Origin of the sequence: Paraburkholderia sp. J11-2 (genome assembly GCF_905220185.1) — a bacterium.
GTDB lineage: Bacteria > Pseudomonadota > Gammaproteobacteria > Burkholderiales > Burkholderiaceae > Paraburkholderia.
Genome location: NZ_CAJMYY010000017.1, coordinates 124,066 through 147,898, shown reverse-complemented (window position 1 = coordinate 147,898; position 23,833 = coordinate 124,066). Strand labels below are relative to the sequence as shown.

Here is a 23,833-nt window from a genome sequence, read left to right as displayed (position 1 = left end):
GTCGGCAGACCTGACGACGCCGCAGCCGCCCTCAGGCCGTGCTTGCGACGAAGGCAGGAGGCGTGGGGCGATAGACTTCGTCGATCAGATCGCCGCGCCGCGCGCGGCAGGCTGCCTGATTGACGTAGCCCTTGTCGGTGGTCTCGTTTGCGTCGATCGAGGGCGGCTCGGCCATGAGCATCAGGCGCCTGACATGGAGGCTCGCGCCGGACGCCTTCTGCATGCGCAGCCGCTCGTTCAACGCGGCAATGACGACGGGATGCGCAATGAGCGCCTCGACTTCCAGCGCGGCGAGTTCCGGCGCGAGCCGCCGACAGGCCGCCATATTTGGCCACGCGAGCGCCGCCACATAGTCGCGGTCATGGCCGCATATGACCGCATCGGTCAAGAGCGGGGCGCATTGCTCCAGCAGACCGAGCCTGACACTCCCGGTGCGGACCCACGTTCCATTGGTGAGCTTGAAATCTTCGGCTACACGCCCGGCGAAGCGCAGACCTTCCGAGGGATTCCGCGCGTTCACGAGGCGCACCGCGTCGCCGAGACACAAATAGCGCTCCTCATCAAAGGCCTTCGCGCTCTGGGACGGGTCCTTCAGGTAGCCACCGAAGATCGCTGCGCCCCGCATGCGGATTTCGAAGCGCCCGTCGCCGCCTTCGAGTGGCACCAGCTTGAGTTCCACGCCGGGGCCCGGCACGCCGATGTTTCCGAGATCGTCGGACGGCATGGCGAACCAGGTGCCCGTGCCGTTGGTTTCGGTCGCGCCCAGCGAAGTGCAAAACGTCAGGTGCTCGCCGATGGTCTCTGCGGCCACCCGCTGGATGCGCTCCCAGGTGGCTCGCGGAAGGCTCGCGCCTCCGTAACCGAAATTGATAAGCCGTGCGAAGAGCTTTTGCGCCAGCTGCGCATCGTCTTCGAGCGCGTTTGCGAGCATCGTCAACGCTGAGGGAGCGCTGCTGAATGCGGTCGGCGAAACGTCACGCAGGTTGCGCAAGGTGCGCTCGAAGTGGCCCGCTACCGGTCGCCCATCGTCGATGTAATGGCTCGCGCCCGTCACCATCGTGCGACCAAATGCCAGCACCCCGCCCATGGTGTGATGCCACGGCATCCAGTCGAGAAATACCGGTTGCGGCTCGGACAGCGTGCCGTAGATCCGGACGAAATAACGCGTCGCCGCCTTGAAGTTGGCGTAAGTGGAGACGACCCCCTTGGGCGCGCCTGTCGAGCCGGATGTGAACAGGATGCGCAACACATCGGCGGGCTGGATGGCTGCGCGCGCGGAGGCAAGCGCGGCAATGCGCGCTGGCGTCAGTTCGAGGCTGGCCAGCGCGTTGAATGAGCATGCTTCGTCCGTTGAACTGTGCACAGCGATGACAGGGACCTCGGGCAAGCCGAGCGCCGCAATCGCGCGCTCGAACGTCTCGCGGTCCTGAACGAAAATGGCGGCGGGCTGAACCAGCGCGGCGATGCCCTTCAGACGGGCGAAGTCGCTGCTGATCGTCGAGTAGGCCGGCGACACCGGCACCGTGGGCACGCCGGCATACTCCGCGGCGAGCAGCAGGATCGCCTGCTCGATCGAGTTGCCGGACAGCAGCATGAGCGGCCGCCCTTGCCCCAGTCCGAGGTTGAGGAGGCCCGCAGCCACATGTCTGACCTGGTTCCAGAGCCCGGACCAGGTGATCGAGCGCCATCCGCCTTGTGCGTCGCGCTCGCAGAACACCGGCGAGTGAGCGCGGCGTTGCGCCCAGTACGGCAGAAAGTCGACGAAGCCGTTCTGCTCGATAGCAGGGGCTTGCGCAGACGAGAGAATGACGGTGCCGTCTGCGCGGTAAGTCGTGTGGACGTCCCAGGCAGGAATACGCGGGGAGCGATACGGTAGCGCCTGCGAGCAAGCGTCGGCGGGGGCGGCCATGCGGGTGTCTCCAGAGGGGGCTTGTTGTGCGAGTGATCAGGCTGCGTGGCCCGAACCTGAGGGAGAAACGATCCGGGCAACGACGCCTGGTCGAGTTTAGGTTCCGTCAGATCAGTCTGACCCACCCATCCAGGGTGGGTTTCTCATCCGTCACCCGCATCTCCACCTGCGGCCGCGATACCGGCCGGGGCGGCAAAAAATTTTCCCCCGATGTCACACACGGCTCAGGCTATCTCGTCATGTCATGGCAACCCAACCGAAAGGAGATGACACCATGACTGCCAAGCTCGACCTGTTTGCCGCTGCTCCGACCCTGATGAAGTCCTGGATGGGCACGTCGCTCGCCGTGTCCGGCAGCCTCGAGCCGAGCCTCATTGCGCTGGTGGAGGTGCGCGCGTCGCAAATCAACGGCTGCGCGAATTGTCTTAACATGCATACCGCCCACGCACGCGAGGAAGGCGAGACTGAACAGCGTCTCTACCTGCTTTCCGCCTGGAAAGAAGCGCCGTGCTACACCGACCGCGAACGCGCGGCGCTCGGCTGGACCGACGCCCTCACGCGCCTTTCCGAAGGCCACGCGCTGGAGCAGGCGCGCGCGGCGCTCGCCGGCCACTTTACCGAGGAGGAGCAGGTGAAGCTCACGCTGATGATCAACGTGATCAACGGCTGGAACCGCCTGGCGGTCGGCTTTGGCCTGTGGGTCGATCCGGCGGCGGCCAAGGCTGTGGCCAGCAAGATGGTCGCCGCATGACGAACCCGGCACTCAAGGATGCCGCGGCGAGTTTCGACCCGCTGCGGCGCAAGCTGATCCGCGTGGCGTACCGCATGCTCGGCTCGGTCGCCGACGCCGAAGACATCGTGCAGGACGCATTTATCCGCTGGGCGGACGTGGAGCGCGACGAGGTGCGCGTGCCCGAGGCCTTCCTGCGCCGCATGGTGATGCGCATGTGCCTGGACCAGCTCAAGTCGGCGCGGCATCAGCGTGAGACCTATATCGGCCCGTGGCTGCCGGACCCGGTCGTCGAAGAAGACGAGCAGGAGGACGTCACGCTGCCGCTCATGCTCGCGCTCGAACGCCTTTCGCCGCTCGAGCGCGCGGCGTTCCTGCTGCACGACGTGTTCGGGCTGGAGTTCGACGAGGTCGCGGCCACGATCGGGCGCGAGAGCGCCGCATGCCGCCAGCTCGCGGCGCGCGCCCGGAGTCACGTGAGGGAAGCGCGCCCGCGTTTTCATGTCGAGAAGGCGCGCGGCCTCGAACTGGCGCAGGCGTTTTTCGCGGCGTCGCGCAGCGGCGACATGAGCGCGCTCGGCGCCATGCTCGCCGACGACGTGAGCCTGCATGCGGACGGCGGCGGCAAGCGCCCGGCGATCGGCCATCCGGTGTTCGGCTTCGAGAGTGTGATGAAGCTGCACGCCCAGCTAGCCGACCTGTTTCGCAGGAATGGATCGACGCTCGTGCGCGCGGGCTTCATCAACGGGCTGCCCGGCTTCGTCACGCGCGAGGCCGATGGCGAGTTGCAGACCACCGCGCTCGAAATCGAAGGCGGCAAGGTCACGGCCATTTACGTCATGCGCAATCCGGACAAGCTGCGGCATTTGCACTGAGCGTGCGGCGTGCGACGGCGTTGCACAAACGTTCCAGACTTGCCGCCGCGTCTCGCGGATCATGAGTGCCTCGAAAAAGGAGGCAGCAAGCATGTTCGATACGAAAGTGGCGCTGGTCGTGCGGGACAATCTCGCGGTTTGGCAGAAGCTCAATGTGACCGCGTTTCTCGCAACCGGCATTGCGGCGGCGGTGCCCGAAGCGCTTGGCGAGCCCTACGAAGACGCGCGCGGGCAGCGTTACGGCAGGATGCTGGGCCAGCCGATGATGATCTATGGCGCCGATGTTGGCGGTTTGCAGGCGGCGCTGCGGCGCGGCGTGTCGCGCGAGCTGACGATCGTGCCGTATGTGCACGCCATGTTTTCGACGGGCCACGACGCGGCCAACCGCGAGGTATTTCGCGCGGAGGACCCGGAAAATCCCGATCTGGTGGGAATCGCGCTATACGGTCCGAAAAACGCCGTGGACAAAGCCGTGAAGGGGTTGGCGCTGCATCAATAGGCGTCCGAGCGTATCGCAACTAACTGCCGAGCCGGCGGAAACACCGCGAGCGCAACGGCTTGCGGCACACGCGGCGATGGCGAGCGAACCAGGCGCCCGCCATCGCCGTAAGCATTGCTTTCTCTAGCTGGCCTTGCGCACCGGCGGAAAGCGCCGCTTGCTATTCCCACCCATGGGAATACGGCGGAAGCGCTCCTTCTTGTGCTCTTCCTCGAAGTGCGAGAGCGAGAGCTTGACGAGGTCACTGCGCGAAACGATGCCCACGAGCCGTCGCGATTCGCGGTCGGCCACCACGGGCAGGCGTTCGAGCCCATGAATCGCGAGGCGTGTGGCGACCTGGCGGCAGGTTTCCTCGGGTAGCGCCATATCGGGCGAACGTTGCGCGAGCAACGAGTCGAGCGGCGTGTCGAGTGCTTCGGTTGCCGCGCTCGCGCGTACGGCGTCGAGCATCGAGCGATCCACTACACCGAGGACCGCGCCGTCGCGCAGCACCGGGAAGGCGCGGCGCAGCTGCGTCGAGCCGAAGTAACGGTCGAGCGCGTCGCGCACGGTGACGTTCGCGTCGATCGTATCGACGTTGCGCGTCATCACTTCATCAACGTAATGACGCTCGAGCGGATCGACGCCGTACTCGCGATAGATGTGATAGCCGCGGCGCGCGATCTTCTCGGTCATGATCGAGCGCTTCATGACGACCGTTGCGAAGCCGTGCGCGACCAGCGTGGCCGTGAGGAGCGGCAGCAGCGCGTTGGTGTCGCGCGTGAGGCCGAAGGCGAACACGATGGCCGTGAGCGGCGCGCCGAGCGTGGCGCCGAGCGTTGCCGCCATGCACACGAGCGGCCAGAGCGCCGGGTCGCTGCCGGGCAGCACATGGCTCAGTACCGAGCCAAGCCCCGCGCCAAGCATGAGCAGCGGCGCGAGCACGCCGCCCGAGGTGCCGGAGCCCAGCGCCACGACCCAGATCACGGCCTTGACCACCAGAATGGCAATGGCGACCTGAAGCACGATGTGCTGATGCAGCAGGTCGCCGATCACGTCGTAACCCACGCCGAGCGCGCGCGGCTCGATGAAGCCGCCAATGCCCACCACGAGCCCGCCGATCGCCGGCCACCACGACCAGTGCAGCGGCAGATGGCCGAACAGGTCCTCGACCTTGTAGAGCGCCGCGGATAGCCCCGATGCAAGCGCGCCCGCCAGCAGCCCGGCAACGACGCACGAGAAGAGCGCCACGGCGTGCGGCGGCAGCGTCTGCATGGGAAAGAGCGGCGCCGTGCCGAAGAACACCGAGCGCGCGAAGCCCGCGACCGCGCTCGCAAGCGCCACGGGCAGGAAGCTGCGCGGCCGCCATTCGAATAGCAGCAATTCGACGGCGAGCAGCACGGCGGCAACCGGCGTGCCGAACACGGCCGTCATGCCCGCGGCCGCGCCCGCCACGAGCAGCGTCTTGCGCTCGGCAGCGGTGACGCGCACGCATTGCGCGAGCAGCGACCCGAGTGCGCCGCCCGTCATGATGATCGGGCCTTCCGCGCCGAACGGGCCGCCGCTGCCGATCACGATGCCCGACGAGAGCGGCTTGAGCACGGCCACTTTGGGCGACATCTTGCTCTTGCCGAAGAGAATGGCTTCGATGGCCTCGGGAATGCCGTGGCCGCGAATCTTCTCGGAACCGAAGCGCGCCATCATCCCGACGATCAACCCGCCTGCCACCGGCACGGCGATGACCCACGGTCCCAGCGTGTTGAGCGCCGGCGAGCGGTCGGCGAACGAGAACTGGCCGAAGAAAAACAGGTTCGTGAACCAGTGGATCAGGCTCAGCAGCACGAACGCCGCGAGCGTGGCCAGTACGCCAATTACGGCGGCCAGCGCGCTGATGCCGGGCAGGCGTGCGTTCGCCGAAAAATCGCGCTTGTGGGAATCGTCGGAATGCATGGTCTCTATAAATCGATACGCGGAACGGTGAATGCGCCGTCGAGCGACTTCAACTCGGCGCGATGCAGTTCGGCCAGGCGCGCGAGCAGCTTTTCTCCGGCGGCGAGCAGATGCACTTCCACCTGGCGGCGGTCGCGCTCGCTCACACGCCGCTCGACGAGCTCGATCGCCTCGCAGCGCGAGACAAGCGCGACCACGCCGTGATGCTGTGCCTGCAAACGCTCAGCCAGCTCGCCAATGGTTGCCCACGTGCGGCCGGGATAGCCCTTCACATGCAGCAGCAGCAGGTATTGCAGCGGCGTAATGCCCTCGGCCTGCGCGGCCTGCTCCGAGAAACGCTCGAAACGGCGCATCTGGTAGCGGAATTCGGAGAGCTGTTCGAAGTCGGCCTTGTCGAGATCGCGCGCGCTTTTTTTCATTGGAAGTCCATGGAACGGTTCAGTCTCCTAATTTATCACGATATGATATTTTTCTCCGAAAGCGTCCGTTACAGCGGCATCGCGACCAGATCGATTGGAGCGAACCCGGGCGCAAACGCGCTCAGGCCGGCGCCTGCTGCGGCGTCTTCGCCTGGTGGTAGAGCCCGGAGATCAAATCGGCTTGCGTGATGATGCCCGCGAGCCGGTGTTCGTGATCGACCACCGGCACGTGATGGTGCCCGCGGCCCGCGAAGATGCGTACGAGTTCGACGATCGGCGTCGTGTGCGCAACGGTCAGCACATGCGTGGTCATCAGCGTGCCGACGTTCTGGCCGGACTCTGCATTCGGCCGCACGAGCCGCGAAATCGCATGGAGCATGAGACGCAGCGGATGCCGCTCACGCCCCTCGTCGGCGAGGTCGGCGCGCGTGACGATGCCCTTCACCTGGCGCTGCGCGTCGACCACGGGCAGTGCCTTCACGTCGTGGCGCTTGAGCAGCGAGCGCGCTTCGCCCACGGTCGTGGCGGCTGTGATGCTCACTACGTTGGCCGACATGACGTCCGCGCAGGTCAGCTCGCCGAAGCTGCGCGCGTACGCGCGGATCTCGGCGTCCTGCAGCACGGCTTCGAGGTCGTCGGTGTCGATGTCGAGCATTTCGTCGCGATCGCGCAGCACGGCTTCGAGGTCGGCGCGGGTGAAACCGGCTTGCGCGGGCGCGGGCACGGCCACGCTTGGGCGCCGCCCGGCGTGCGGGTAGCGATGCCCCGTGGCGGCGTGATAAACGAGCGCGCCGCCGAGCAACAGGAACGACTGCAGCGCGACGGGCAGGAACACGAACTCATAACCGAGCGCATGCACGGCCGGACCGCCCAGCACGGCGGTGAGCGCGACCGCGCCCGAAGGCGGATGCACGCAGCGCAGCGTGAACATCGCGACGATCGCCACAGCAACGGCCACGGCGGCGGCGGCCACAGGGTCGTGTATCCACATTGCAGCGCTCACGCCGACGGTGGCGGAAACGAGGTTGCCGCCAATGATCGACCACGGCTGCGCGAGCGGGCTCGCTGGCACGCCGAAGAGCAGCACGGCCGACGCGCCCATGGGCGCGATCAGATACGGAATGGCCGGATCGCCGCCGAGCAACCGGTGCGTCACTGCGCCGGTCAGGGCGATACTGACCAGCGCGCCGCCGCCCGAGCGCAGGCGCTCGCGCCATGTGATGGTGACCCCGGAGGGGATGAAGCGGGTGAGCCAGCGAAGGACCTTGAAGCGGGACACGATTCGGAGCGGGTTTGAAACGGATAGGGAGCGCAGACGGCTCGGCACCGCCCAAAGAAGCGCAATTATATCTCAACGTGATATATATCGCGACACTTCGTCGCTTCGGGTTGTCCCGAGGATGGCGCGGAGGCGGGAGATTTTGAGGGGCGCAACGAGAGCCGCGCAGCGTGTGGCGGCAGTTGAGGCAGCGGTAGAAGCGCCGCCGCGGGCGCGGCGACGCTTTTATCAGGCTGGCGGCCGGTTCGACCTGAAGCCTGTATTAGCTGGCATTACCGGCATGCGGCGGCTGACCCGCGAGACGTGGCGCAGGCGCGGCGTTGGGATGGCCGTCGGGGTGGCGGTGGTGGCCGGCATTCGCGCTGGCGTTCGCGTTCTGGTTGTGGTTCGGCGCGGGCGGCGGGCGATGGGCAGTGGTGTGCACCGGCGCATGCCCGCCCGGCTGCGGCCGGTTGCCATGTGGCGGCATGCCATGCGGCGGCGCGCCGTGCGGCTGCATCGTCACGTGCACGCGCTGGGATTCGGGCACGCGTGCGTGTTGCATCGGCAGATGGCCTTCGTTGCGGGCCATCACCACGCGCAATTCCGCGCGGCGGTGCAGGACTTCGCCGCGCAGGTCGCCGCGGCCGTACAGGCGGCGCTGGCGGTGGCCGTCCGGCCCCACAATCCAGATATACGTGCTGCCGCCGGCGTAGACCACGTCGCGATCGAGCACGACCGAAACGTACGCGTCGTAGGGCTGCGGCACGTACACCGGCTGGGCGACGACGACAGGCGGGGGAGGCGGCGGGGGCGCGGCAACCACGACGGTGGGGTGCGCGGGTGCGGTGGCCACGCGTGGGCTGCTGACGCAGCCGCTAATCAGCAGGGTTCCGGCCAGGGATGCGAACAGGACAAATGCAGACGGCAGAGCGCGCGGTTTCGCGTTCAAGCGGGACTCCGGAATGAGGGGTTGTTGGTCCCGTGTGTTAACGGCAAATGCCCGAGGGGCTTGAGAAAGCGCTCGCCGACTAATGGCTCGCTCCACGCCCAGCCATCCGTTTTTCGCATACCAGTGTTTCCAATTTGTGATTTTACGATGGCATATCGGCTTCCTATACTCGGCCGCGAAACGTCAGATTTCGCACCGATTCCGGAGACAGCCCCGCCATGAACGCCCCCGACCGTGCCGCCGTAGAAGCCGCATCGCTAGCCGCATCTGTTTCGCTCGACGACAAATACACGCTGGAAAAAGGCCGCGTATACATCAGCGGCACCCAGGCGCTGGTGCGCCTGCCCATGCTGCAAAAGGCGCGCGATCGCAAGGCCGGGTTGAATACCGCGGGCTTCGTCTCCGGCTATCGCGGCTCGCCGCTAGGCGCGCTAGACCAGTCGCTATGGAAGGCGAAGAAGCACCTCCAGGCGCACGACGTCGTGTTCCAGCCCGGCGTGAACGAGGACCTCGCCGCCACGGCCGTGTGGGGCACGCAGCAGATCAATCTCTGGCCCGGCGCGCAGCGCGATGGCGTGTTCGGCATGTGGTACGGCAAGGGCCCGGGCGTCGACCGCACCGGCGACGTGTTCAAGCACGCCAACTCGGCGGGCAGCGACGCGCGCGGCGGCGTGCTCGTGCTCGCGGGCGACGACCATGCGGCGAAGTCGTCTTCGGTGGCGCACCAGTCGGAGCACGCGCTCATCGCTGCGGGCATTCCCGTGCTGTATCCCGCGAACGTGCAGGAATATCTCGATTACGGTTTGCATGGCTGGGCCATGAGCCGCTACTCGGGCCTGTGGGTCGCCATGAAATGCGTGACCGACGTGATCGAATCGACCGCGTCGATCGATCTCGACCCGGATCGCGTGGAGATCGTCACGCCCGCCGACTACACCATGCCCGAAGGCGGCCTCAATATCCGCTGGCCGGACACCCCGCTCGCCCAGGAAGCGCGTCTGCTCGACGAGAAGTGGTACGCCGCGCTCGCCTACGTGCGCGCGAACCGCCTGAACCGCGTGGTGATCGATTCGCCGCGCGCGCGCTTTGGCATCATGACCGCGGGCAAGGCGTATCTCGACGTGCGCCAGGCGCTCACCGACCTCGGCCTCGACGATGAAACCTGCGCGCAGATCGGCGTGCGCGTGCTCAAGGTAGGCTGCGTGTGGCCGCTCGACGCGCAAGACGCACGCGGCTTCGCCACGGGGCTCGAAGAAATTCTCGTGGTGGAGGAGAAGCGCCAGATTCTCGAATACGCGCTCAAGGAAGAGCTATACAACTGGCGCGAAGACGTGCGCCCCAAGATCTACGGCAAGTTCGACGAGCGCGACAACGAAGGCGGCGAATGGTCGGTGCCGCGCGGCAACTGGCTGCTGCCGGCGCACTACGAACTCTCGCCCGCGCTGATCGCCAAGGCCATCGCGCGGCGTCTCGCGCGCGCGGATTTGACCAATGCGGTGCCCGAGGAAGTGCGCGCGCGCATGCTCGCGCGCGTGGCGATCATCGAGGCGAAGGAGCGTGAAGCGGCCAAGCCGCGCGTGACGGTGGAGCGCAAGCCGTGGTTCTGCTCGGGGTGTCCGCACAACACGTCGACCAACGTGCCCGAAGGGTCGCGGGCGCTGGCGGGCATTGGCTGCCACTACATGTCGATGTGGATGGACCGCAAGACCGAAACGTTCAGCCAGATGGGCGGCGAAGGCGTGGCGTGGATCGGCCAGATGCACTTCTCGGGCGACAAGCACGTGTTCGCGAATCTCGGCGACGGCACGTACTTTCACTCCGGACTGCTGGCGATTCGCGCGGCCATCGCGTCGAACGCCAATATCACCTACAAGATTCTCTACAACGACGCCGTGGCGATGACGGGCGGCCAGCCCGTGGACGGCGTGCTCACCGTGCCGCAGATCGCGCACCAGGTCCATGCGGAAGGTGCGAAGCGCATCGTTATCGTGACGGATGAGCCGGAAAAATACGACTCCACTATCGTGCTACCCGCCGGTGTGGACGTCCATCATCGCGACCAGCTCGATAGCGTGCAGCGCACCTTGCGCGACACCGCCGGCACCACCGTGCTGATCTACGACCAGACCTGCGCCACGGAAAAGCGCCGCCGCCGCAAGCGCGGCGCGTATCCGGACCCGGCCCGCCGCGCGTTTATCAACGACGCCGTGTGCGAAGGCTGCGGCGACTGCTCGGTGCAGTCGAACTGCCTTTCCGTCGAGCCGCTCGACACGCCGCTCGGCACGAAACGCAAGATCAACCAGTCGTCGTGCAACAAGGACTTCTCGTGCGTCAAGGGTTTTTGCCCGAGCTTCGTGACGGCCGAAGGTGCGCAGTTGCGCAAGCCGCGCGCGGCGAATGCGTCGAGCGCCGCATCGATCGATTTCGACGCGTTGCCCATGCCTCTCCTCCCGCAACTGGCGAAGCCCTACGGCATTCTCGTGACGGGCGTGGGTGGCACGGGTGTCGTGACCATCGGCGGGCTGATCGGCATGGCCGCGCATCTCGCGGGCAAGGGGGTGACCGTGCTCGATATGGCTGGCCTCGCACAAAAGGGCGGTGCCGTGCTGAGCCACGTGCAGGTGGCGGCCACGCCCGCTGCCTTGCATGCCACGCGCATCGCCACGGGCGAGGCGCGCCTCGTGATCGGCTGCGACGCGATCGTCTCTGCTTCGGGCGACGTGCTTTCGCGCACCCAGCATGGCGTGACGGTCGCCGCGATCAACAGCGGCGCGACGCCTACTGCGGAATTCGTCAAGAATCCTAAGTGGACGTTTCCGGGCACGCAAACCGAAGCGGAGCTGCGCGCGAGCATCGGCGAGGGTTGTGCGTTCGTGGATGCCAATGCACTCGCGCTCGCCTTGCTTGGCGACACGATCTACAGCAATCCGCTTTTGCTCGGCTACGCGTGGCAAATGGGCTGGCTGCCGCTCGAACTCACGCATCTGCGGCGCGCGATCGAACTCAACGCCGTGGCCGTGGAAAAGAACCAGCAGGCGTTCAACTGGGGGCGCTACGTCGCGCATCATGGCGAGGCGGCCGTGCGCGCGTTCACGAAAACGCCCGCAGCGCCGCAGGCCATCGTTCTGCAGATGCCCGAATCGCTGGACAAGGTGATCGCCGCGCGCGAAGTGTTGCTCACGGCATATCAGAACACCGCGTACGCGCAGCAATATCGCCGCGTAGTCGACCGTATTCGCGCGAAGGAGACAGCGCTTGGCGGCGACACGAAGCTGCCGCTCACGCGCGCCGTTGCCGTGAATCTCGCGAAGCTGATGGCGTACAAGGACGAATACGAAGTCGCGCGTCTTTATGCCGATCCTGCGTATCTGCAGAAATTGCGCGAGCAGTTCGAAGGCGAGCCGGGCCGCGACTACAAGCTGAACTTCTGGCTCGCGCCGCCGCTGCTCGCGAAGCGCGACGAGCACGGCCATCTCGTGAAGCGCCGCTTCGGTCCGTGGGTGCTGCCGGTGTTGCGCACGCTGGCCCGCATGAAGGGGCTGCGCGGCACGGCGTTCGACGTGTTCGGCAAGACCGAAGAACGTCGCGACGAACGCCGCTCGATCGTGGAATACGTGGCGCTCGTGGACGAATTCTGCGCGAGCCTCGACACACAGCGCCTGGCCGCCGCGCTCCAGCTTGCCGCGCTGCCCGATGAAATTCGCGGCTTCGGCCACGTCAAGGCGCGCAATCTCGCTGCGGTGGAGAAAAAGAAGGAGCGCTTGCTCGCGGACTACCGCACGCCCGCGGCGCAGCGCGCCACGGCGTGAGAGGCGTAAAAGCGATCAGGGAAGCAGGCGCCTGCCGATCAAGCGCGGCAGGCGCAGCGCAAACCCGCTCACGAGCCGCAAATGCATGCCCGCGAGCAGCAGGTTGTCGCGCACGTAGTTGAAATGCGAAACGCCGCCTTCATCGGCGCCGAAGTAGCGCACCGGCGCTTCGATCTGGATGGGCCGCACCCCGGCCCAGCACAGGCGCACGGCGGCTTCGGGATCGAAGTCGAAGCGGCGCATCCACGTCTGGCGCTCCATGATCGCCTTGAGCGGCGCGATGGGGTACACGCGAAAGCCGTACAGCGAATCGCCGATACCGGCCCACAACGTTTCGAAGTCGGCGAAGAAGTTCGAGACGCGCCGTCCCTGTACGCGCAGTTGCGGCGCGCTTGCGTCGAACTTCGGCCGACCCAGCACCATGGCTTCAGGCGCGGCCTGCGAGGCGGCCATGAATTCGGGAATCAACGCGGTGGGGTGCTGGCCGTCCGAATCCATCGTCAGCACGTGAGTGAAACCGCGCGCGGCGGCGGCTTCGAGCCCGGCGAGCACCGCGCCGCCCTTGCCGCGGTTGGTGGGCAGCACGATGACGTGCAGGCCGGGGTCGTCGTTGGCCATGGCTTGCAGGCGCGCGGCGCTGCCGTCGGTGCTGCCGTCCACCACGACCCATACGGGGTTCCATTGCGCGCGCGCGCTGCGCACCGTCTCTTCGAGCTTGGCACCGGGGTTGTAGCTCGGGATCAGGACAAGATGCGTGGACGAAGGCGTGGACATGGCAGCGGGTGCCTCTACAGCGTGAGACCCTGAAAAAATTTTAGGTCGCGCCGCTGCGCGTGCATAACCGCCGTGGCGGACGTCCGGCGCATCGTGCGCGGGGACTTCGTAACCGGATGCTTCGGCGCTCGAGCCCGTGCTTGTGCCGGGCGCGGAGCGCGACTGCCGCTTTGCGTCGAAGGGTTGCACAGACACTCGTATTTCCTCAGAGGATGCAGCGGCGGAATACGCGCCGCGTGTTCAGGCCAGGCCGCCGTTGATCGAGAGCACTTGCCCCGTCACGTAGGCGGCCGCGTCGGACACCAGGTACGCCACCATGGCCGCGACTTCCGCGGGCTGGCCGGCGCGCTGCGCGGGCACGAGCTGCTTGATGCGCTCGGCGGGAAACGCGCGCTCCGCCATGGGCGAAGCGATGATGCCGGGCGCCACGGCGTTCACGGTGATGCCGCGCGAGGCCAGCTCCAGCGAAAGCGATTTCGTTGCGCCGATCAGCCCGGCCTTCGCGGCCGCATAGTTCGCCTGGCCGCGGTTGCCCATCACGCCAGCGATCGAAGCGATGTTGACGATGCGCCCGCGGCGCGTGCGGATCATCGGCATGAGAAGCGGCTGCGTGACATTGAAAAAGCCGTTGAGCGAGACGTCGATCACGCGGCGCCATTGTTCGCGCCGCATGCCCACCAGCGGCGCGTCGTCGTGAATGCCCGCGTTGTTCACCAGGATCTGCACGGGCGCGTCTTCCACGAGGCGCGTAAGCGCGGCCTCGGTCGCGTCGGCGTCGGTCACGTCGAAGGCAATGGCGTGCGCGCTGCCGCCCGCCGCGACGATGCGCTGCGCAACCGCTTCGGCCTCTGCCAGACGCCGGTTCGCATGCACCCAGACCTCGTGGCCCGCTTGCGCGAGCGCAACGCTGATGGCCTGGCCGAGTGCGCCGCTGCCGCCCGTCACGAGTGCACGCATGCGTTTTTCTCCATCAATCCTGGCTGGCGCCGGCAATGACGTTACCGCACGCGGTGCGCCGCGACATAGGCAGCCAGCGAGCCGAGCGTCGCGAAGATTTTCTCGTTTTCCGGATTGTCCGAGCGCAGCTCGAAGCCGTACTTCTTCGAGATCAGCAGCGCGATTTCCAGGATGTCGATCGAGTCGAGCCCGAAGCCTTCGCCGTACAGCGGGGTGTCGGCGCTCACTTCGTCGAGCGAGACATCTTCCAGATTCAGCTCTTTCACGATCTGCGCGGCGAGCTCGTGTTCCAGTTCGTTCATCATGCGTGGGCTCTCCGGGCATGCGGACCGTAGCGGCGGCTGCCCGTTTTTAGGGTTCGTTGGATGTAAAAGTTACCAGGATTCTAAGTGAAGGGTATCGGTGCGTATACGGTGCTCCCCGGCGAAAGGGTTACAGAGGGTCGGTGCCAGGCGGCGCGCATTTTTGGGATCGGAACGCGCGAGATGCTTGCGCGGCTTCGGGCCTGTCTGGATCGGACAAAAGCCTTACCTGGCGCGATTCCGAACATTCAGTTACAAACCGGCAGCCGGCAGGACAGGTGATCGGGTCCCGCCAATCTTAAAATGTGCGTGCTTGCAAGAAACCGGCCCGATACTTGCATTTCCTATGATGATTCGTCGCGCTTGCCACGCCCTACGATTGACTTACAGCGCCATTTGCGATCGTTGCCAGATGCCTTGTCCGCTTAGCCATTGCGCCTCGGGTTGCACCGGGGCCGCCCGCCCGCCGGCGCCATGTGCACGGCAGGGCGGCGCGCGCCTTTGCGGAGGCAAGCGATGAGCGCGCTGGCAGCGGCGGCGCGCGCGGCGCTTGGGGTGGCGGCCGTGGCCGCCTGGCAAATCGGCGCGCACTACGCGGTGGCGACGCCGGGTGCGCATGGCTTCGGCCTTGCCATGGCGCTCGTGCCGCCGCTCGCCATTGCGCTGGCCGCGGCCGCCCGCTCGCCGCGCCGTGCGTGGCTGTTGCCGCTGTGGACACTCGTGGCGCTCGCGCTGTGGTTCATGCGCACGCCGCTTGCTCTGCATTTTGAATGGGGGCTGTATCTGGAGCATGTGAGCTTCAACCTCGCGATGGCGCTGCTGTTCGGGCGCACGCTCGCGGCGGGGCGCGTGCCGCTGTGCACGCAGTTCGCGACGATGATCCATGGCGGCACGCTCCCGCCGGCCGTCGCGCGCTATACGCGGCGCATCACGCTCGCATGGGCGCTCTTTTTCGTCGCGATTGCCGGCGTTTCGACGCTGCTGTTCGCGGTTGCACCGATCGTCGCGTGGTCGACGTTCGCCAACTATCTGGCGTTGCCGCTCGTGGCGGTGATGTTCGTCGCCGAGCATGCTTGCCGGCGTTTCGCGCTGCCGGGCGAGCCGAATGCCGGCATGCTCGACGCGATTCGCGCCTACCGGCAGACGACCCGGCACACGACGCCGGCGCACGCGGAGCATTCCTGACCATGGGTGCCGCTCGCCCGCCCGAGTCGAAGCAGGGCCAAACACAGGAATCCGCACAGGAATCCGCACAGGAATTCGTATCGACCGAAGTTATGCAGACTCATCCGCTCGTTTTTCATACGTCGCCCGAACAGGTCATTGCCTGGCGCGACGGCGCGCCCGTCACGGTGCGCGCTTTCCTCGCCGATGTCACGCGTGTGGCCGCGGCGCTGCCGGCGGGCGGCCACGTGTTCAACGTTTGCCGCGACCGCTACCGTTTTACCGTGGGCGTGTGCGCGGCGCTCGTCTCGGGCCGCGTCAGCCTGTTGCCCTCGACGCAGACGCCGGAGACGGTGCGCCAGCTCGCAACCTTCGCGCCCGACGCGTTCTGCCTGCACGACGCGCCCGACTGCGCGATCGACCTGCCGCGTTTCGCCTGGCCCGAAGCGCAGCAAGAAGCCGCTGGGGACGCGCCGTTCGCCGTCCCGCAGATCGACGCCTCGCGCATCGTGGCTTACGTGTTCACGTCGGGCTCCACCGGCGCGCCGGTGCCGCACGGCAAGACCTGGGGCGCGCTCGTGGCGGGCGTGCGCGCGTCGGCCGAGCGCCACGGTCTCCTCAGCGCGCACGACTGCACGATCGTGGGCACCGTGCCGCCGCAGCACATGTACGGTTTCGAAGTGACCGTGCTGCTCCCGCTGATCGGCGGTTTCGCGTTCAGCAACCGGCTGCCGTTCTATCCCGTCGATATCCGCAGTGAGCTCGAAGCGGTGCCGCATCCGCGCGTGCTCGTGACCTCGCCGATCCATCTGCGCGCGCTGCTCGCCACCGGCCACGCGCTGCCGCCGGCCGAACTGGTACTTTCGGCTACGGCGCCGCTCTCGGAAAAGCTCGCACTCGAAGCGGAAGCGCGCCTGAAGGCGCCGCTCGTCGAAATCTACGGCAGCACCGAAACCGGCCAGATCGCGACGCGCCGCACCGCGAAGGGCGCGACGTGGCAACTGTTCCCGCAGGTCCGTTTCGAAGCGCGCGAAAGCGCGGCACAGGACGACGAAGGCCCGACGATGTGGGTCTCGGGCGGCCACGTGCAAGAGCCGGTGCCGATGGGCGACGCCATCGAACTGCTCGATGCCGAGCGATTCCTGCTGCACGGGCGCAAGGCGGACCTCATCAACATCGCGGGCAAGCGGACCTCGCTTGCGTACCTCAACCATCAGCTCAATGCGATTGCGGGCGTAGAGGACGGCGTGTTCTTCATGCCTGCCCACCTCGAGCACGATGCGCTCACGGGCCACGACGTCGTGCAGCGCCTCGTCGCGCTGGTGGTCGCGCCCACACTGCCGCTCGCCGATCTGCAGCGCGCGCTGCGCGAGCGCATCGATCGTGCGTTCCTGCCGCGTCCGCTCGTGTTCGTCGACGCGCTGCCGCGCAATGACACCGGCAAGCTGCCCCACGACGTGCTCGCGGCGTTCGTCGCGCTGCATATGCGCGGCGGCCTCGCGAGCGCCGCGAAGCGCGCCCCCGAGGCGACGCAAGCGAGCGCCGCGTCGGCACCCGCGTCCACGCTTTCGTTTGCGATTCCCGCCGATCATCCCGCGCTGCCCGGCCATTTTCCGGGCCACCCGATCGTGCCCGGCGTCGTGCTGCTCGATCGCGCCATCGACGCGATCGGCACGGCGCTGAACCGGCCGTTCGCCACGTGGAAGCTCAGCAGCGCGAAATTCCTGAGCCCGGCCGCGCCCGGCGAAACACTCGATCTTGCCTGGGACGCAGCGGCGAGCGGCGCAATCCGCTTCACGCTGCGCGCGGGCGCGCGCGATGTCGCGAGCGGCGTGCTCAGTGACGCGATGAGCGACGTATTCCGCGCCGGACCGCTCGCGCCTGCAAGCGCGCAAACCGGAGCGCGACCATGACGAAGCGCACCGACTGGGCGAACCAGCAGGAGCGCAGCAATACGCTGCTCCTGCGCATCATGACGTGGCTTTCGCTGCGCCTCGGCCGCCGCGCGGGCCGCGCGCTGCTGCACCTGATCGCGCTGTATTTCGTGCTGTTTTCGCCGCGCGCGTGCGCGGCCTCGCGCGACTACCTGCGCCGCGTGCTGGGCCGCCCGGCGCACTGGCGCGACGTGTACCGCCACGTGTTCACGTTTGCCTCGACGATCCACGACCGCGTTTATCTGGCCAACGCGCGCTTCGACCTGTTCGACATCCGCCCCCATGGCCATACGCTCGTGGACGAAACGCTCGCCAAGGGGCGCGGCGTGTTTCTGATGGGCGCGCACCTCGGCAGCTTCGAGGTCGTGCGCGCGCTCGGCCGCACGCGGCCCGATCTGCGTGTGGTCGTGACGATGTACGAAGAGAACGCGCAGAAGATCAACGCGACGCTCGCCGCCGTGAATCCTGCGGCCAAGCCCGAAGTGATCGGGCTAGGCCAGGTCGGCTCGATGCTGAAGGTGCACGAGCGTCTCGACCAGAACTGCATGGTGGGCATGCTCGCGGACCGCACGCTGCTTGCCGACGACACGGCCACCATGCGGCGCATGGGTTTTCTCGGCGAGCCGGCGGCGTTCCCGCTCGGACCGCTCTATATGGCCGCGATGCTCAAGCGCCCGGTGCTCTTCATGACCGGTCTGTACCGTGGCGGCAATCGCTACGACGTGCACTTCGAAACGCTGGCGGACTTCACCGACGTGCCGCGCGAAGCGCGCCAGCGCGCGATCGACGCCGCGCTCGTGCGCTACGTCACGCTGCTCGACCGCTATTGCCGCAAGGCGCCGTACAACTGGTTCAATTACTACGACTTCTGGCAGGGCGGCAAGCAGGGCGCGAGTGTCGGCGCGCCGCTATCCACAACTGTGGCGGCAACTGCTGCATCCCGCGCGCCGGCCCCGGTGCGCCGCCGTGAAACGCGACCTCACGCCGAGCTTCCCGTGCACGAGGTGACCGACGCATGAGCGCGATCCACCGTTCCCCAAGGTTACGCGCGCGCTGCCTGCGCGCGCTGGCGAGCGCCGCTTTCCTCAGCGGTTTCATCGTGACGGCGGGCGCGCCGGTCGTGCAGGCGCAGGCTGCGGAATCGGCGCAACCGGCATGGACGCTCGACCGCCTGATGTCCACGCTGGCGCAGCGCAAGTCCGGTCGCGCGAGCTTCACGGAGACGAAATACCTCTCGATCGCCACGCAGCCCGTGGAATCGTCAGGAGAACTCGTGTTCGTCGCGCCCGACCATCTGGAAAAGATCACACAGAACCCGAAGCCCGAACACCTCGTGGTGGACGGCGACATGCTGACCGTGCAGCGCGAGAACCACAAATACACGCTCGCGCTTGCGCGCTATCCGGAGCTGGGCGCGTTCATCGAAAGCATCCGTGCGACGCTCGCGGGCAACCGCTTCGCGCTGGAACAGGTCTACAAGGTCGCGCTCGCGGGTGAGGGCGACGACTGGACGCTCACGCTCACGCCGCTCGACTCGCGCATGCGCAAGGTGGTGAGCACGATCACGATAGACGGCACGCGCGACGCGATGCGCAGCGTCTCGATCCAGCAGGCCGACGGCGACCATTCGGTGATGCGCCTGCACGCCCTTTCCGCGGACACGAACTGATGAACCCGCGCGCCCATCCGCTCCTCGCACGCGGCTTCGCGCTCGCGCAGCGCCGCGCCGTCGCGGTGTGGCTGCTGTGCCTCGTTGCGTGCGCGGTGGCGATCGGGCGCGCGAATTTCACCGCCGACCTCTCGGCGTTCCTGCCGCGCTCGCCGACCCCCACGCAGCAAGTGCTCGTCGATCAACTGCGCGACGGTCTGGCTTCGCGGCTCATTCTCATTGGCATCGACGGCGGCTACGAGAGCACGCGCGCCGCGCTCTCGCGCCGCGTGGCGGCGACCTTGCGTGCGGACCCGCAATTCGTGGCGATTCACAACGGCTCGGGCCAGAACGACGCACGTGACGAGCAGTTCATGTTCTCGCACCGCTACGTGCTGAGCCCCGCGGTCACGCCGCAACATTTCACGCAACAGGGGCTGCACGAGGCGCTGGGCGAGAGCCTCGATCTGTTGACGTCTTCGGCCGGGCTGGTTGCCAAGGACCTGCTGCCGCGCGATCCCACCGGCGAAGTGGCGGCGATGCTCGGCCAGCTCGACAGCGCGTCGCAGCCCGAGAGCCGCGGCGGCGTATGGGCCTCGCGCGACGGCCGGCGCGCCGTGCTAGTGGCGCAAACTGCCGCCGCCGGCTCCGACACCGACGCGCAGGCCCATGCCATCGACGCTGTGCGCGCGGCCTTCGCTGCCGCCACGCGCACCTTGCCCAATGCTTCGGCCTACCAGGTATTGCTGACGGGGCCCGGCGTGTTCGGCGTCGCCACGCGCGACGCCATCCGCCACGACGTGGAGCGCCTCTCCACCTTGAGCCTCGTGCTGATCGTCGCACTGTTGCTCACGCTGTACCGCTCGCCGCGCACGCTGGCGCTCGGCCTGTTGCCGGTGCTTTCGGGCGTGGCGGCGGGCATCGCCACGGTATCGCTCGTGTTCGGCACGGTGCATGGCTTGACGCTCGGCTTCGGCACGACGCTGATGGGCGAGGCGGTGGACTACTCGATCTATCTGTTCGTGCAGTCGTCGCAGGGCGGCCCGAGTGGCGCGCCGCAGAGCCGCGACACCATGCGTGCATGGCTTGCCGCCTACTGGCCGACCATTCGCCTTGGCGTGCTCACCTCGGTGTGCGGCTTTGCGACGATGCTGTTCTCGGGCTTTCCGGGCCTCGTGCAACTCGGGCTCTATTCGATTGCGGGCCTCGTGAGCGCCGCGCTCGTGACGCGCTTCGTGCTGCCGCAGTTGTGCGGCGGCGCCGTGGCGATTCGCGACGTTTCGCGCATCGGCGCGGTGCTCGCGCGGCTTGCGCACGCGGCGCCGCGTCTGCGCTGGCCGCTCGCGGCACTTGTGCTCGCGGGTGTCGCTTCGCTCTGGCTGCATCGCGACGACCTCTGGAGCCACGAGCTTGCCTCCCTGAGCCCCGTGCCCGCCGCGAGCCAGGCGCTCGACACGCGCCTGCGTGCGGACGTGGGTGCGCCCGACGTGCGCTATCTCGTGGTGATTCCGGCCGCGAGCGAGCAGGCCGCGCTCGAAGGCGCGGAGAAGGTCGGGGCGCAACTGCAGCCGCTCGTCGAGCGTGGCTTGCTGGGCGGCTTCGAGAGCCCCGCGCGTTACCTGCCGAGCGACGCCACGCAGCATGCGCGCCTGGCGAGCCTGCCGGAGAAGGACGTGCTCGCAGCACGCATGCAGGAGGCAATCAAGAACCAGCCAGTGGACGTGAGACCCGACGCTTTCGCGCCTTTCCTCGCCGATGTCGAGGCGGCGCGCAACGCGCCGCTCGTCACGCGCACGGACCTCAAAGGCACGTCGATGGCACTCGCCGTCGACGCGCTCCTGACCCAGCGCGACGGCCAGTGGAACGCCATGCTCGCCTTGCGCGCGCCGCGCCATTCACTGGGCGCACAGGCCACGCAGGCCGCGAACACGCCGAGCCTCGACGCCAGCACCGTGAGCGACGCCGTCGCGCGTGCGAACGTGCCGGGCGCACTGTTCGTCGACTTGAAGACCGAAGCCGACCGCATGTACCTCGACTACGTGCACGAAGACATCCGCCTCTCGCTCGCGGGCTTTGTCGTCATTGTCGTGCTGCTGGCGCTCGCGCTGCGCTCGTTCTCGCGCGCGGCGCGTGCGCTCGCGCCGCTCGTCGCGGCGGTGCTGGTGGTGGCGGCGGGATTCGCGCTGGCGGGCGTATCGCTCACCATCCTGCACCTGATCGGCATGCTGCTCATCGTCGCGGTGGGCTCGAACTATGCGTTGTTCTTCTGCAAGCGCGACGACGAAGCGGGCATCACGCCGCGCACGCTCGTCTCGCTGCTCGTTGCCAATCTCGCGACGGTAGCGGGTTTTGGCCTGCTCGCGCTCTCGCACGTGCCGCTGCTCGAAACGTTCGGGCTCACGGTTGGGCCGGGCGCGATGCTCGCGCTCATATTCGCGGCGATTCTCGCGCCGCCGCTCGTACGCGGGAGCGACGAGGCGCATAGGGCTGCCGATAACCCCGAAGAGCGGCAGGCGGCCAGCCCGCGCACCGAACGCACGCACATGAGCCACCCGCACGGAGGCCGCGCATGAACTCGGCTTCGTTGCCCTCTACGCGCGTGAAGGCCGCGACCGCTACGGCGCGCCGCTGGAAGCCTTCGCCGTTCATTGGCGCAGCGGCAGCGGTGCACGCGGGCGCGGCCGCCGGCCTGGTTGCGCATCCGGGTGCGTGGCCGTGGGCCGCGGGTAGCGTAGTCGCCTCGCATCTCGCGCTGACTGCCGCGGGCCTGTGGCCGCGCAGCGCATTGCTCGGCCCGAACTGGACGCGACTGCCCGAGCACGCGGGGCAGCGTATCGCGCTCACGATCGACGATGGTCCGGACCCCGAAGTGACGCCGCGTGTGCTCGACCTGCTCGACCGGTTTGATGCGCGCGCAACGTTCTTCTGCATCGGCGATCTGGCGCAACGCTACCCGCATCTGGTGGAGGCGATCGTGGCGCGCGGCCATGCCGTCGAGAATCATAGCCAGCGCCATCGGCATACATTTTCCCTATCGGGGCCGCTCGCGATGAAGCGCGAGATCGAGGCGGCGCAGCGCACGCTCACCGAAATCGCGGGTACGCCGCCGCGCTTCTTCCGCGCACCGGCGGGCCTGCGCAATCCGTTCCTCGAGCCGGTGCTGTGCGGCCTCGGCCTGCGCCTCGCAAGCTGGACGCGGCGCGGCTTCGACACCTGCGCGAAAGACGCCGGCACGGTCACGCACCGCCTGCTCGATGGCCTGGCCGAGCGCGACATCCTTCTTGTGCACGATGGCCATGCAGCGCGCGACGCGCGCGGCGAGCCGCTCGTGCTCGACGTGCTGCCGCCGCTCCTGCGCGCCGCCGCCGAACGCCAGCTGCAGTGGACCACACTGCGCGCGTGCCTCGACGGCGAAGCCGGTCAACCCTGATTCCACCGCAGCGACAACGGACAACGGACCGACTGACGTGAAACCACTCCTCCTTTCGCATTTCACCGCTACCAGCTGCCTCGGGCGCGGGCTCGACGCGACGCTCGCTGCGTTGCGCGGCAAGCGCGGTGGGCTCGCGCGCTGCGACTTCGCGCGCGCGGATCTCGATACGTGGATCGGCGCGGTGGCGGACCTGGAGAGCGAGACCGTGCGTGCCGACCTCGCGGACTACGCGTGCCGCAACCACCGCCTCGCGCAAATCGGCTTCACGCAGGACGGGTTCGCCGAGCACGTTCAGGCCGCGATTGCACGCTATGGTGCGGATCGCGTGGGCGTGTTCGTCGGCACCAGCACCTCGGGCATTCTCGAAACCGAAAACGCGTACCGGCAGCGGGACCTGGAAAGCGGCGCGCTCAGGCCGGGCTTCCACTACGCACAAACGCACAACCCGTTCGCGCTGGCCTCATTCGTGCGTGCGTATTTCGGCCTGCGCGGACCGGCAACCTCGATTTCTTCTGCCTGTTCCTCGGGCGCGAAGGTGTTCGGGTCCGCGCGCCGCATGATCGAAGCGGGGCTGATCGACGCGGCGGTGGTGGGCGGCGTCGATTCGCTCTGCTTGACAACCTTGTATGGCTTCAATTCGCTCGAACTGCTTTCGCGCGACCCGTGCCGCCCGTTCGACGTGAATCGCAACGGCATTTCGATTGGCGAGGCCGCGGCGTTCGCTTTCCTCGAACGTACGCCCGCCACGCCGGACGACGACGCCATCCTGCTGCTTGGCGTGGGCGAATCGAGCGATGCGCACCACATGTCGTCGCCGCATCCCGAGGGACTCGGCGCGCGCGCCGCGATGACGCAGGCGCTTTCCACAGCAGGCGTGGCCGCAAGCGAGGTCGGCTACATCAATCTGCATGGCACGGCCACGCCGAGCAACGACGCCGCCGAAAGCCGCGCGGTCAACGCCCTGTTCGAGCGCACGCCGTGCAGTTCGACCAAGGGCGCGACGGGGCACACGCTCGGTGCGGCGGGCGCGCTCGAAGCGGTGATCTCGGCGCTCGCGCTGCGCCATCGCTTCGTGCCCGCCGGCGTCAACACCACGCAGCCCGACGCGGCGCTCGGCCTTGACTATGTGCTCGAAAGCCGCGAGTCGCAAGTGGGTGCCGCGCTCAGCAACTCATTCGGTTTTGGCGGCACGAACTGCAGCCTCCTGTTCGGCCGCGCGGACCGCGCACATCACGGATGAC

At 67.5% G+C, this 23,833-nt stretch carries 19 protein-coding genes; 11 read left to right on the top strand and 8 right to left on the bottom strand.

The annotated features are described in order from the left end of the window. Window positions 1–31: 31 nt before the first annotated feature. Entirely contained in the window at window positions 32–1,909 is a 1,878-nt protein-coding gene (locus U5A57_RS23965) for an AMP-binding protein (protein ID WP_321914119.1), read from the bottom strand. Window positions 1,910–2,183: 274 nt separating this feature from the next. Here U5A57_RS23965 and U5A57_RS23960 point away from each other — a divergent pair, with 274 nt between their 5' ends. The 3 genes from U5A57_RS23960 to U5A57_RS23950 all read left to right on the top strand — a co-directional run bounded on the left by U5A57_RS23960 (window position 2,184) and on the right by U5A57_RS23950 (window position 4,013). Continuing rightward, window positions 2,184–2,660 carry a carboxymuconolactone decarboxylase family protein gene (locus tag U5A57_RS23960; RefSeq protein ID WP_321914118.1) on the top strand — a complete coding sequence of 159 codons (477 nt, stop codon included), beginning with the start codon at window positions 2,184–2,186 and terminating at the stop codon, window positions 2,658–2,660. Then, window positions 2,657–3,514, top strand: a complete 858-nt coding sequence (locus U5A57_RS23955) for a sigma-70 family RNA polymerase sigma factor (RefSeq protein WP_321914117.1) — start codon at window positions 2,657–2,659, stop codon at window positions 3,512–3,514. The genes U5A57_RS23960 and U5A57_RS23955 overlap by 4 nt, the downstream gene beginning before the upstream one ends. A gap of 91 nt (window positions 3,515–3,605) precedes the next feature. Then, entirely contained in the window at window positions 3,606–4,013 is a 408-nt protein-coding gene (locus U5A57_RS23950) for a DUF2000 domain-containing protein (RefSeq protein ID WP_321914116.1), read from the top strand. Window positions 4,014–4,136: 123 nt separating this feature from the next. On the opposite strand, the gene U5A57_RS23945 is transcribed toward U5A57_RS23950, so the two are convergent. From U5A57_RS23945 to U5A57_RS23930, 4 genes are all read right to left on the bottom strand, one after another. Then, window positions 4,137–5,942 (bottom strand): chloride channel protein, encoded by a 1,806-nt coding sequence (locus U5A57_RS23945; protein WP_321914115.1) that lies wholly within the window; start codon window positions 5,940–5,942, stop codon window positions 4,137–4,139. A 5-nt stretch (window positions 5,943–5,947) separates the two neighbouring features. After that, window positions 5,948–6,361 (bottom strand): MarR family winged helix-turn-helix transcriptional regulator, encoded by a 414-nt coding sequence (locus U5A57_RS23940; protein WP_321914114.1) that lies wholly within the window; start codon window positions 6,359–6,361, stop codon window positions 5,948–5,950. A 121-nt stretch (window positions 6,362–6,482) separates the two neighbouring features. After that, entirely contained in the window at window positions 6,483–7,640 is a 1,158-nt protein-coding gene (locus U5A57_RS23935; protein WP_321914113.1) for an HPP family protein, read from the bottom strand. 262 nt (window positions 7,641–7,902) lie between these two features. After that, window positions 7,903–8,475 carry a hypothetical protein gene (locus tag U5A57_RS23930; protein ID WP_321914112.1) on the bottom strand — a complete coding sequence of 191 codons (573 nt, stop codon included), beginning with the start codon at window positions 8,473–8,475 and terminating at the stop codon, window positions 7,903–7,905. Window positions 8,476–8,789: 314 nt separating this feature from the next. Here U5A57_RS23930 and U5A57_RS23925 point away from each other — a divergent pair, with 314 nt between their 5' ends. Then, window positions 8,790–12,380, top strand: coding sequence for an indolepyruvate ferredoxin oxidoreductase family protein (locus U5A57_RS23925; RefSeq protein WP_321914111.1), 3,591 nt, complete (start codon window positions 8,790–8,792; stop codon window positions 12,378–12,380). Between the two features lie 15 nt (window positions 12,381–12,395). Here the strand turns inward: U5A57_RS23925 and U5A57_RS23920 are convergent, their stop codons facing one another. The 3 genes from U5A57_RS23920 to U5A57_RS23910 form a co-directional block, all read right to left on the bottom strand. Further along, window positions 12,396–13,154: a glycosyltransferase family 2 protein gene (locus tag U5A57_RS23920; RefSeq protein ID WP_321914110.1), complete on the bottom strand. Its 759-nt coding sequence runs from the start codon at window positions 13,152–13,154 to the stop codon at window positions 12,396–12,398. 240 nt (window positions 13,155–13,394) lie between these two features. Next, window positions 13,395–14,111, bottom strand: coding sequence for a 3-oxoacyl-ACP reductase FabG (gene fabG, locus U5A57_RS23915; RefSeq protein ID WP_321914109.1), 717 nt, complete (start codon window positions 14,109–14,111; stop codon window positions 13,395–13,397). 41 nt (window positions 14,112–14,152) lie between these two features. Continuing rightward, on the bottom strand, window positions 14,153–14,413 hold the full coding sequence (locus U5A57_RS23910; RefSeq protein ID WP_321914160.1) for a phosphopantetheine-binding protein: 261 nt from the start codon (window positions 14,411–14,413) through the stop codon (window positions 14,153–14,155). Between the two features lie 516 nt (window positions 14,414–14,929). Here U5A57_RS23910 and U5A57_RS23905 point away from each other — a divergent pair. The 7 genes from U5A57_RS23905 to U5A57_RS23875 all read left to right on the top strand — a co-directional run bounded on the left by U5A57_RS23905 (window position 14,930) and on the right by U5A57_RS23875 (window position 23,832). Further along, the gene (locus U5A57_RS23905; RefSeq protein WP_321914108.1) at window positions 14,930–15,598 is read left to right on the top strand and encodes a hypothetical protein; all 669 of its coding nucleotides are present in this window, start codon (window positions 14,930–14,932) and stop codon (window positions 15,596–15,598) included. 92 nt (window positions 15,599–15,690) lie between these two features. Next, on the top strand, window positions 15,691–17,490 hold the full coding sequence (locus U5A57_RS23900; protein WP_321914159.1) for an AMP-binding protein: 1,800 nt from the start codon (window positions 15,691–15,693) through the stop codon (window positions 17,488–17,490). Then, on the top strand, window positions 17,487–18,530 hold the full coding sequence (locus tag U5A57_RS23895) for an acyl-CoA synthetase (protein ID WP_415774052.1): 1,044 nt from the start codon (window positions 17,487–17,489) through the stop codon (window positions 18,528–18,530). The genes U5A57_RS23900 and U5A57_RS23895 overlap by 4 nt, the downstream gene beginning before the upstream one ends. Further along, window positions 18,527–19,180, top strand: coding sequence for an outer membrane lipoprotein carrier protein LolA (locus U5A57_RS23890; RefSeq protein ID WP_321914107.1), 654 nt, complete (start codon window positions 18,527–18,529; stop codon window positions 19,178–19,180). Before U5A57_RS23895 ends, U5A57_RS23890 begins: the two co-directional genes overlap by 4 nt. After that, window positions 19,180–21,732, top strand: coding sequence for an MMPL family transporter (locus U5A57_RS23885; protein WP_321914106.1), 2,553 nt, complete (start codon window positions 19,180–19,182; stop codon window positions 21,730–21,732). Before U5A57_RS23890 ends, U5A57_RS23885 begins: the two co-directional genes overlap by 1 nt. Beyond that, a complete protein-coding gene (locus tag U5A57_RS23880) occupies window positions 21,729–22,589 on the top strand; it encodes a polysaccharide deacetylase family protein (RefSeq protein WP_321914105.1) in 861 nt (286 codons plus the stop codon). Before U5A57_RS23885 ends, U5A57_RS23880 begins: the two co-directional genes overlap by 4 nt. 37 nt (window positions 22,590–22,626) lie before the next feature. Then, a complete protein-coding gene (locus tag U5A57_RS23875; protein WP_321914104.1) occupies window positions 22,627–23,832 on the top strand; it encodes a beta-ketoacyl-[acyl-carrier-protein] synthase family protein in 1,206 nt (401 codons plus the stop codon). Window position 23,833: the final 1 nt, after the last annotated feature.

What these genes read in the sequence shown, in the direction of transcription:
- U5A57_RS23900 (WP_321914159.1), top strand. Translation starts at nt 15,691, where the DNA reads ATGCAGACTCATCCGCTCGTTTTTCATACGTCGCCCGAACAGGTCATT.
- U5A57_RS23965 (WP_321914119.1), bottom strand. Translation starts at nt 1,909, where the DNA reads ATGGCCGCCCCCGCCGACGCTTGCTCGCAGGCGCTACCGTATCGCTCC.
- U5A57_RS23945 (WP_321914115.1), bottom strand. Translation starts at nt 5,942, where the DNA reads ATGCATTCCGACGATTCCCACAAGCGCGATTTTTCGGCGAACGCACGC.
- U5A57_RS23925 (WP_321914111.1), top strand. Translation starts at nt 8,790, where the DNA reads ATGAACGCCCCCGACCGTGCCGCCGTAGAAGCCGCATCGCTAGCCGCA.
- fabG (WP_321914109.1), bottom strand. Translation starts at nt 14,111, where the DNA reads ATGCGTGCACTCGTGACGGGCGGCAGCGGCGCACTCGGCCAGGCCATC.
- U5A57_RS23885 (WP_321914106.1), top strand. Translation starts at nt 19,180, where the DNA reads ATGAACCCGCGCGCCCATCCGCTCCTCGCACGCGGCTTCGCGCTCGCG.
- U5A57_RS23940 (WP_321914114.1), bottom strand. Translation starts at nt 6,361, where the DNA reads ATGAAAAAAAGCGCGCGCGATCTCGACAAGGCCGACTTCGAACAGCTC.
- U5A57_RS23950 (WP_321914116.1), top strand. Translation starts at nt 3,606, where the DNA reads ATGTTCGATACGAAAGTGGCGCTGGTCGTGCGGGACAATCTCGCGGTT.
- U5A57_RS23880 (WP_321914105.1), top strand. Translation starts at nt 21,729, where the DNA reads ATGAACTCGGCTTCGTTGCCCTCTACGCGCGTGAAGGCCGCGACCGCT.
- U5A57_RS23920 (WP_321914110.1), bottom strand. Translation starts at nt 13,154, where the DNA reads ATGTCCACGCCTTCGTCCACGCATCTTGTCCTGATCCCGAGCTACAAC.
- U5A57_RS23955 (WP_321914117.1), top strand. Translation starts at nt 2,657, where the DNA reads ATGACGAACCCGGCACTCAAGGATGCCGCGGCGAGTTTCGACCCGCTG.
- U5A57_RS23895 (WP_415774052.1), top strand. Translation starts at nt 17,487, where the DNA reads ATGACGAAGCGCACCGACTGGGCGAACCAGCAGGAGCGCAGCAATACG.
- U5A57_RS23960 (WP_321914118.1), top strand. Translation starts at nt 2,184, where the DNA reads ATGACTGCCAAGCTCGACCTGTTTGCCGCTGCTCCGACCCTGATGAAG.
- U5A57_RS23890 (WP_321914107.1), top strand. Translation starts at nt 18,527, where the DNA reads ATGAGCGCGATCCACCGTTCCCCAAGGTTACGCGCGCGCTGCCTGCGC.
- U5A57_RS23910 (WP_321914160.1), bottom strand. Translation starts at nt 14,413, where the DNA reads ATGAACGAACTGGAACACGAGCTCGCCGCGCAGATCGTGAAAGAGCTG.
- U5A57_RS23905 (WP_321914108.1), top strand. Translation starts at nt 14,930, where the DNA reads ATGAGCGCGCTGGCAGCGGCGGCGCGCGCGGCGCTTGGGGTGGCGGCC.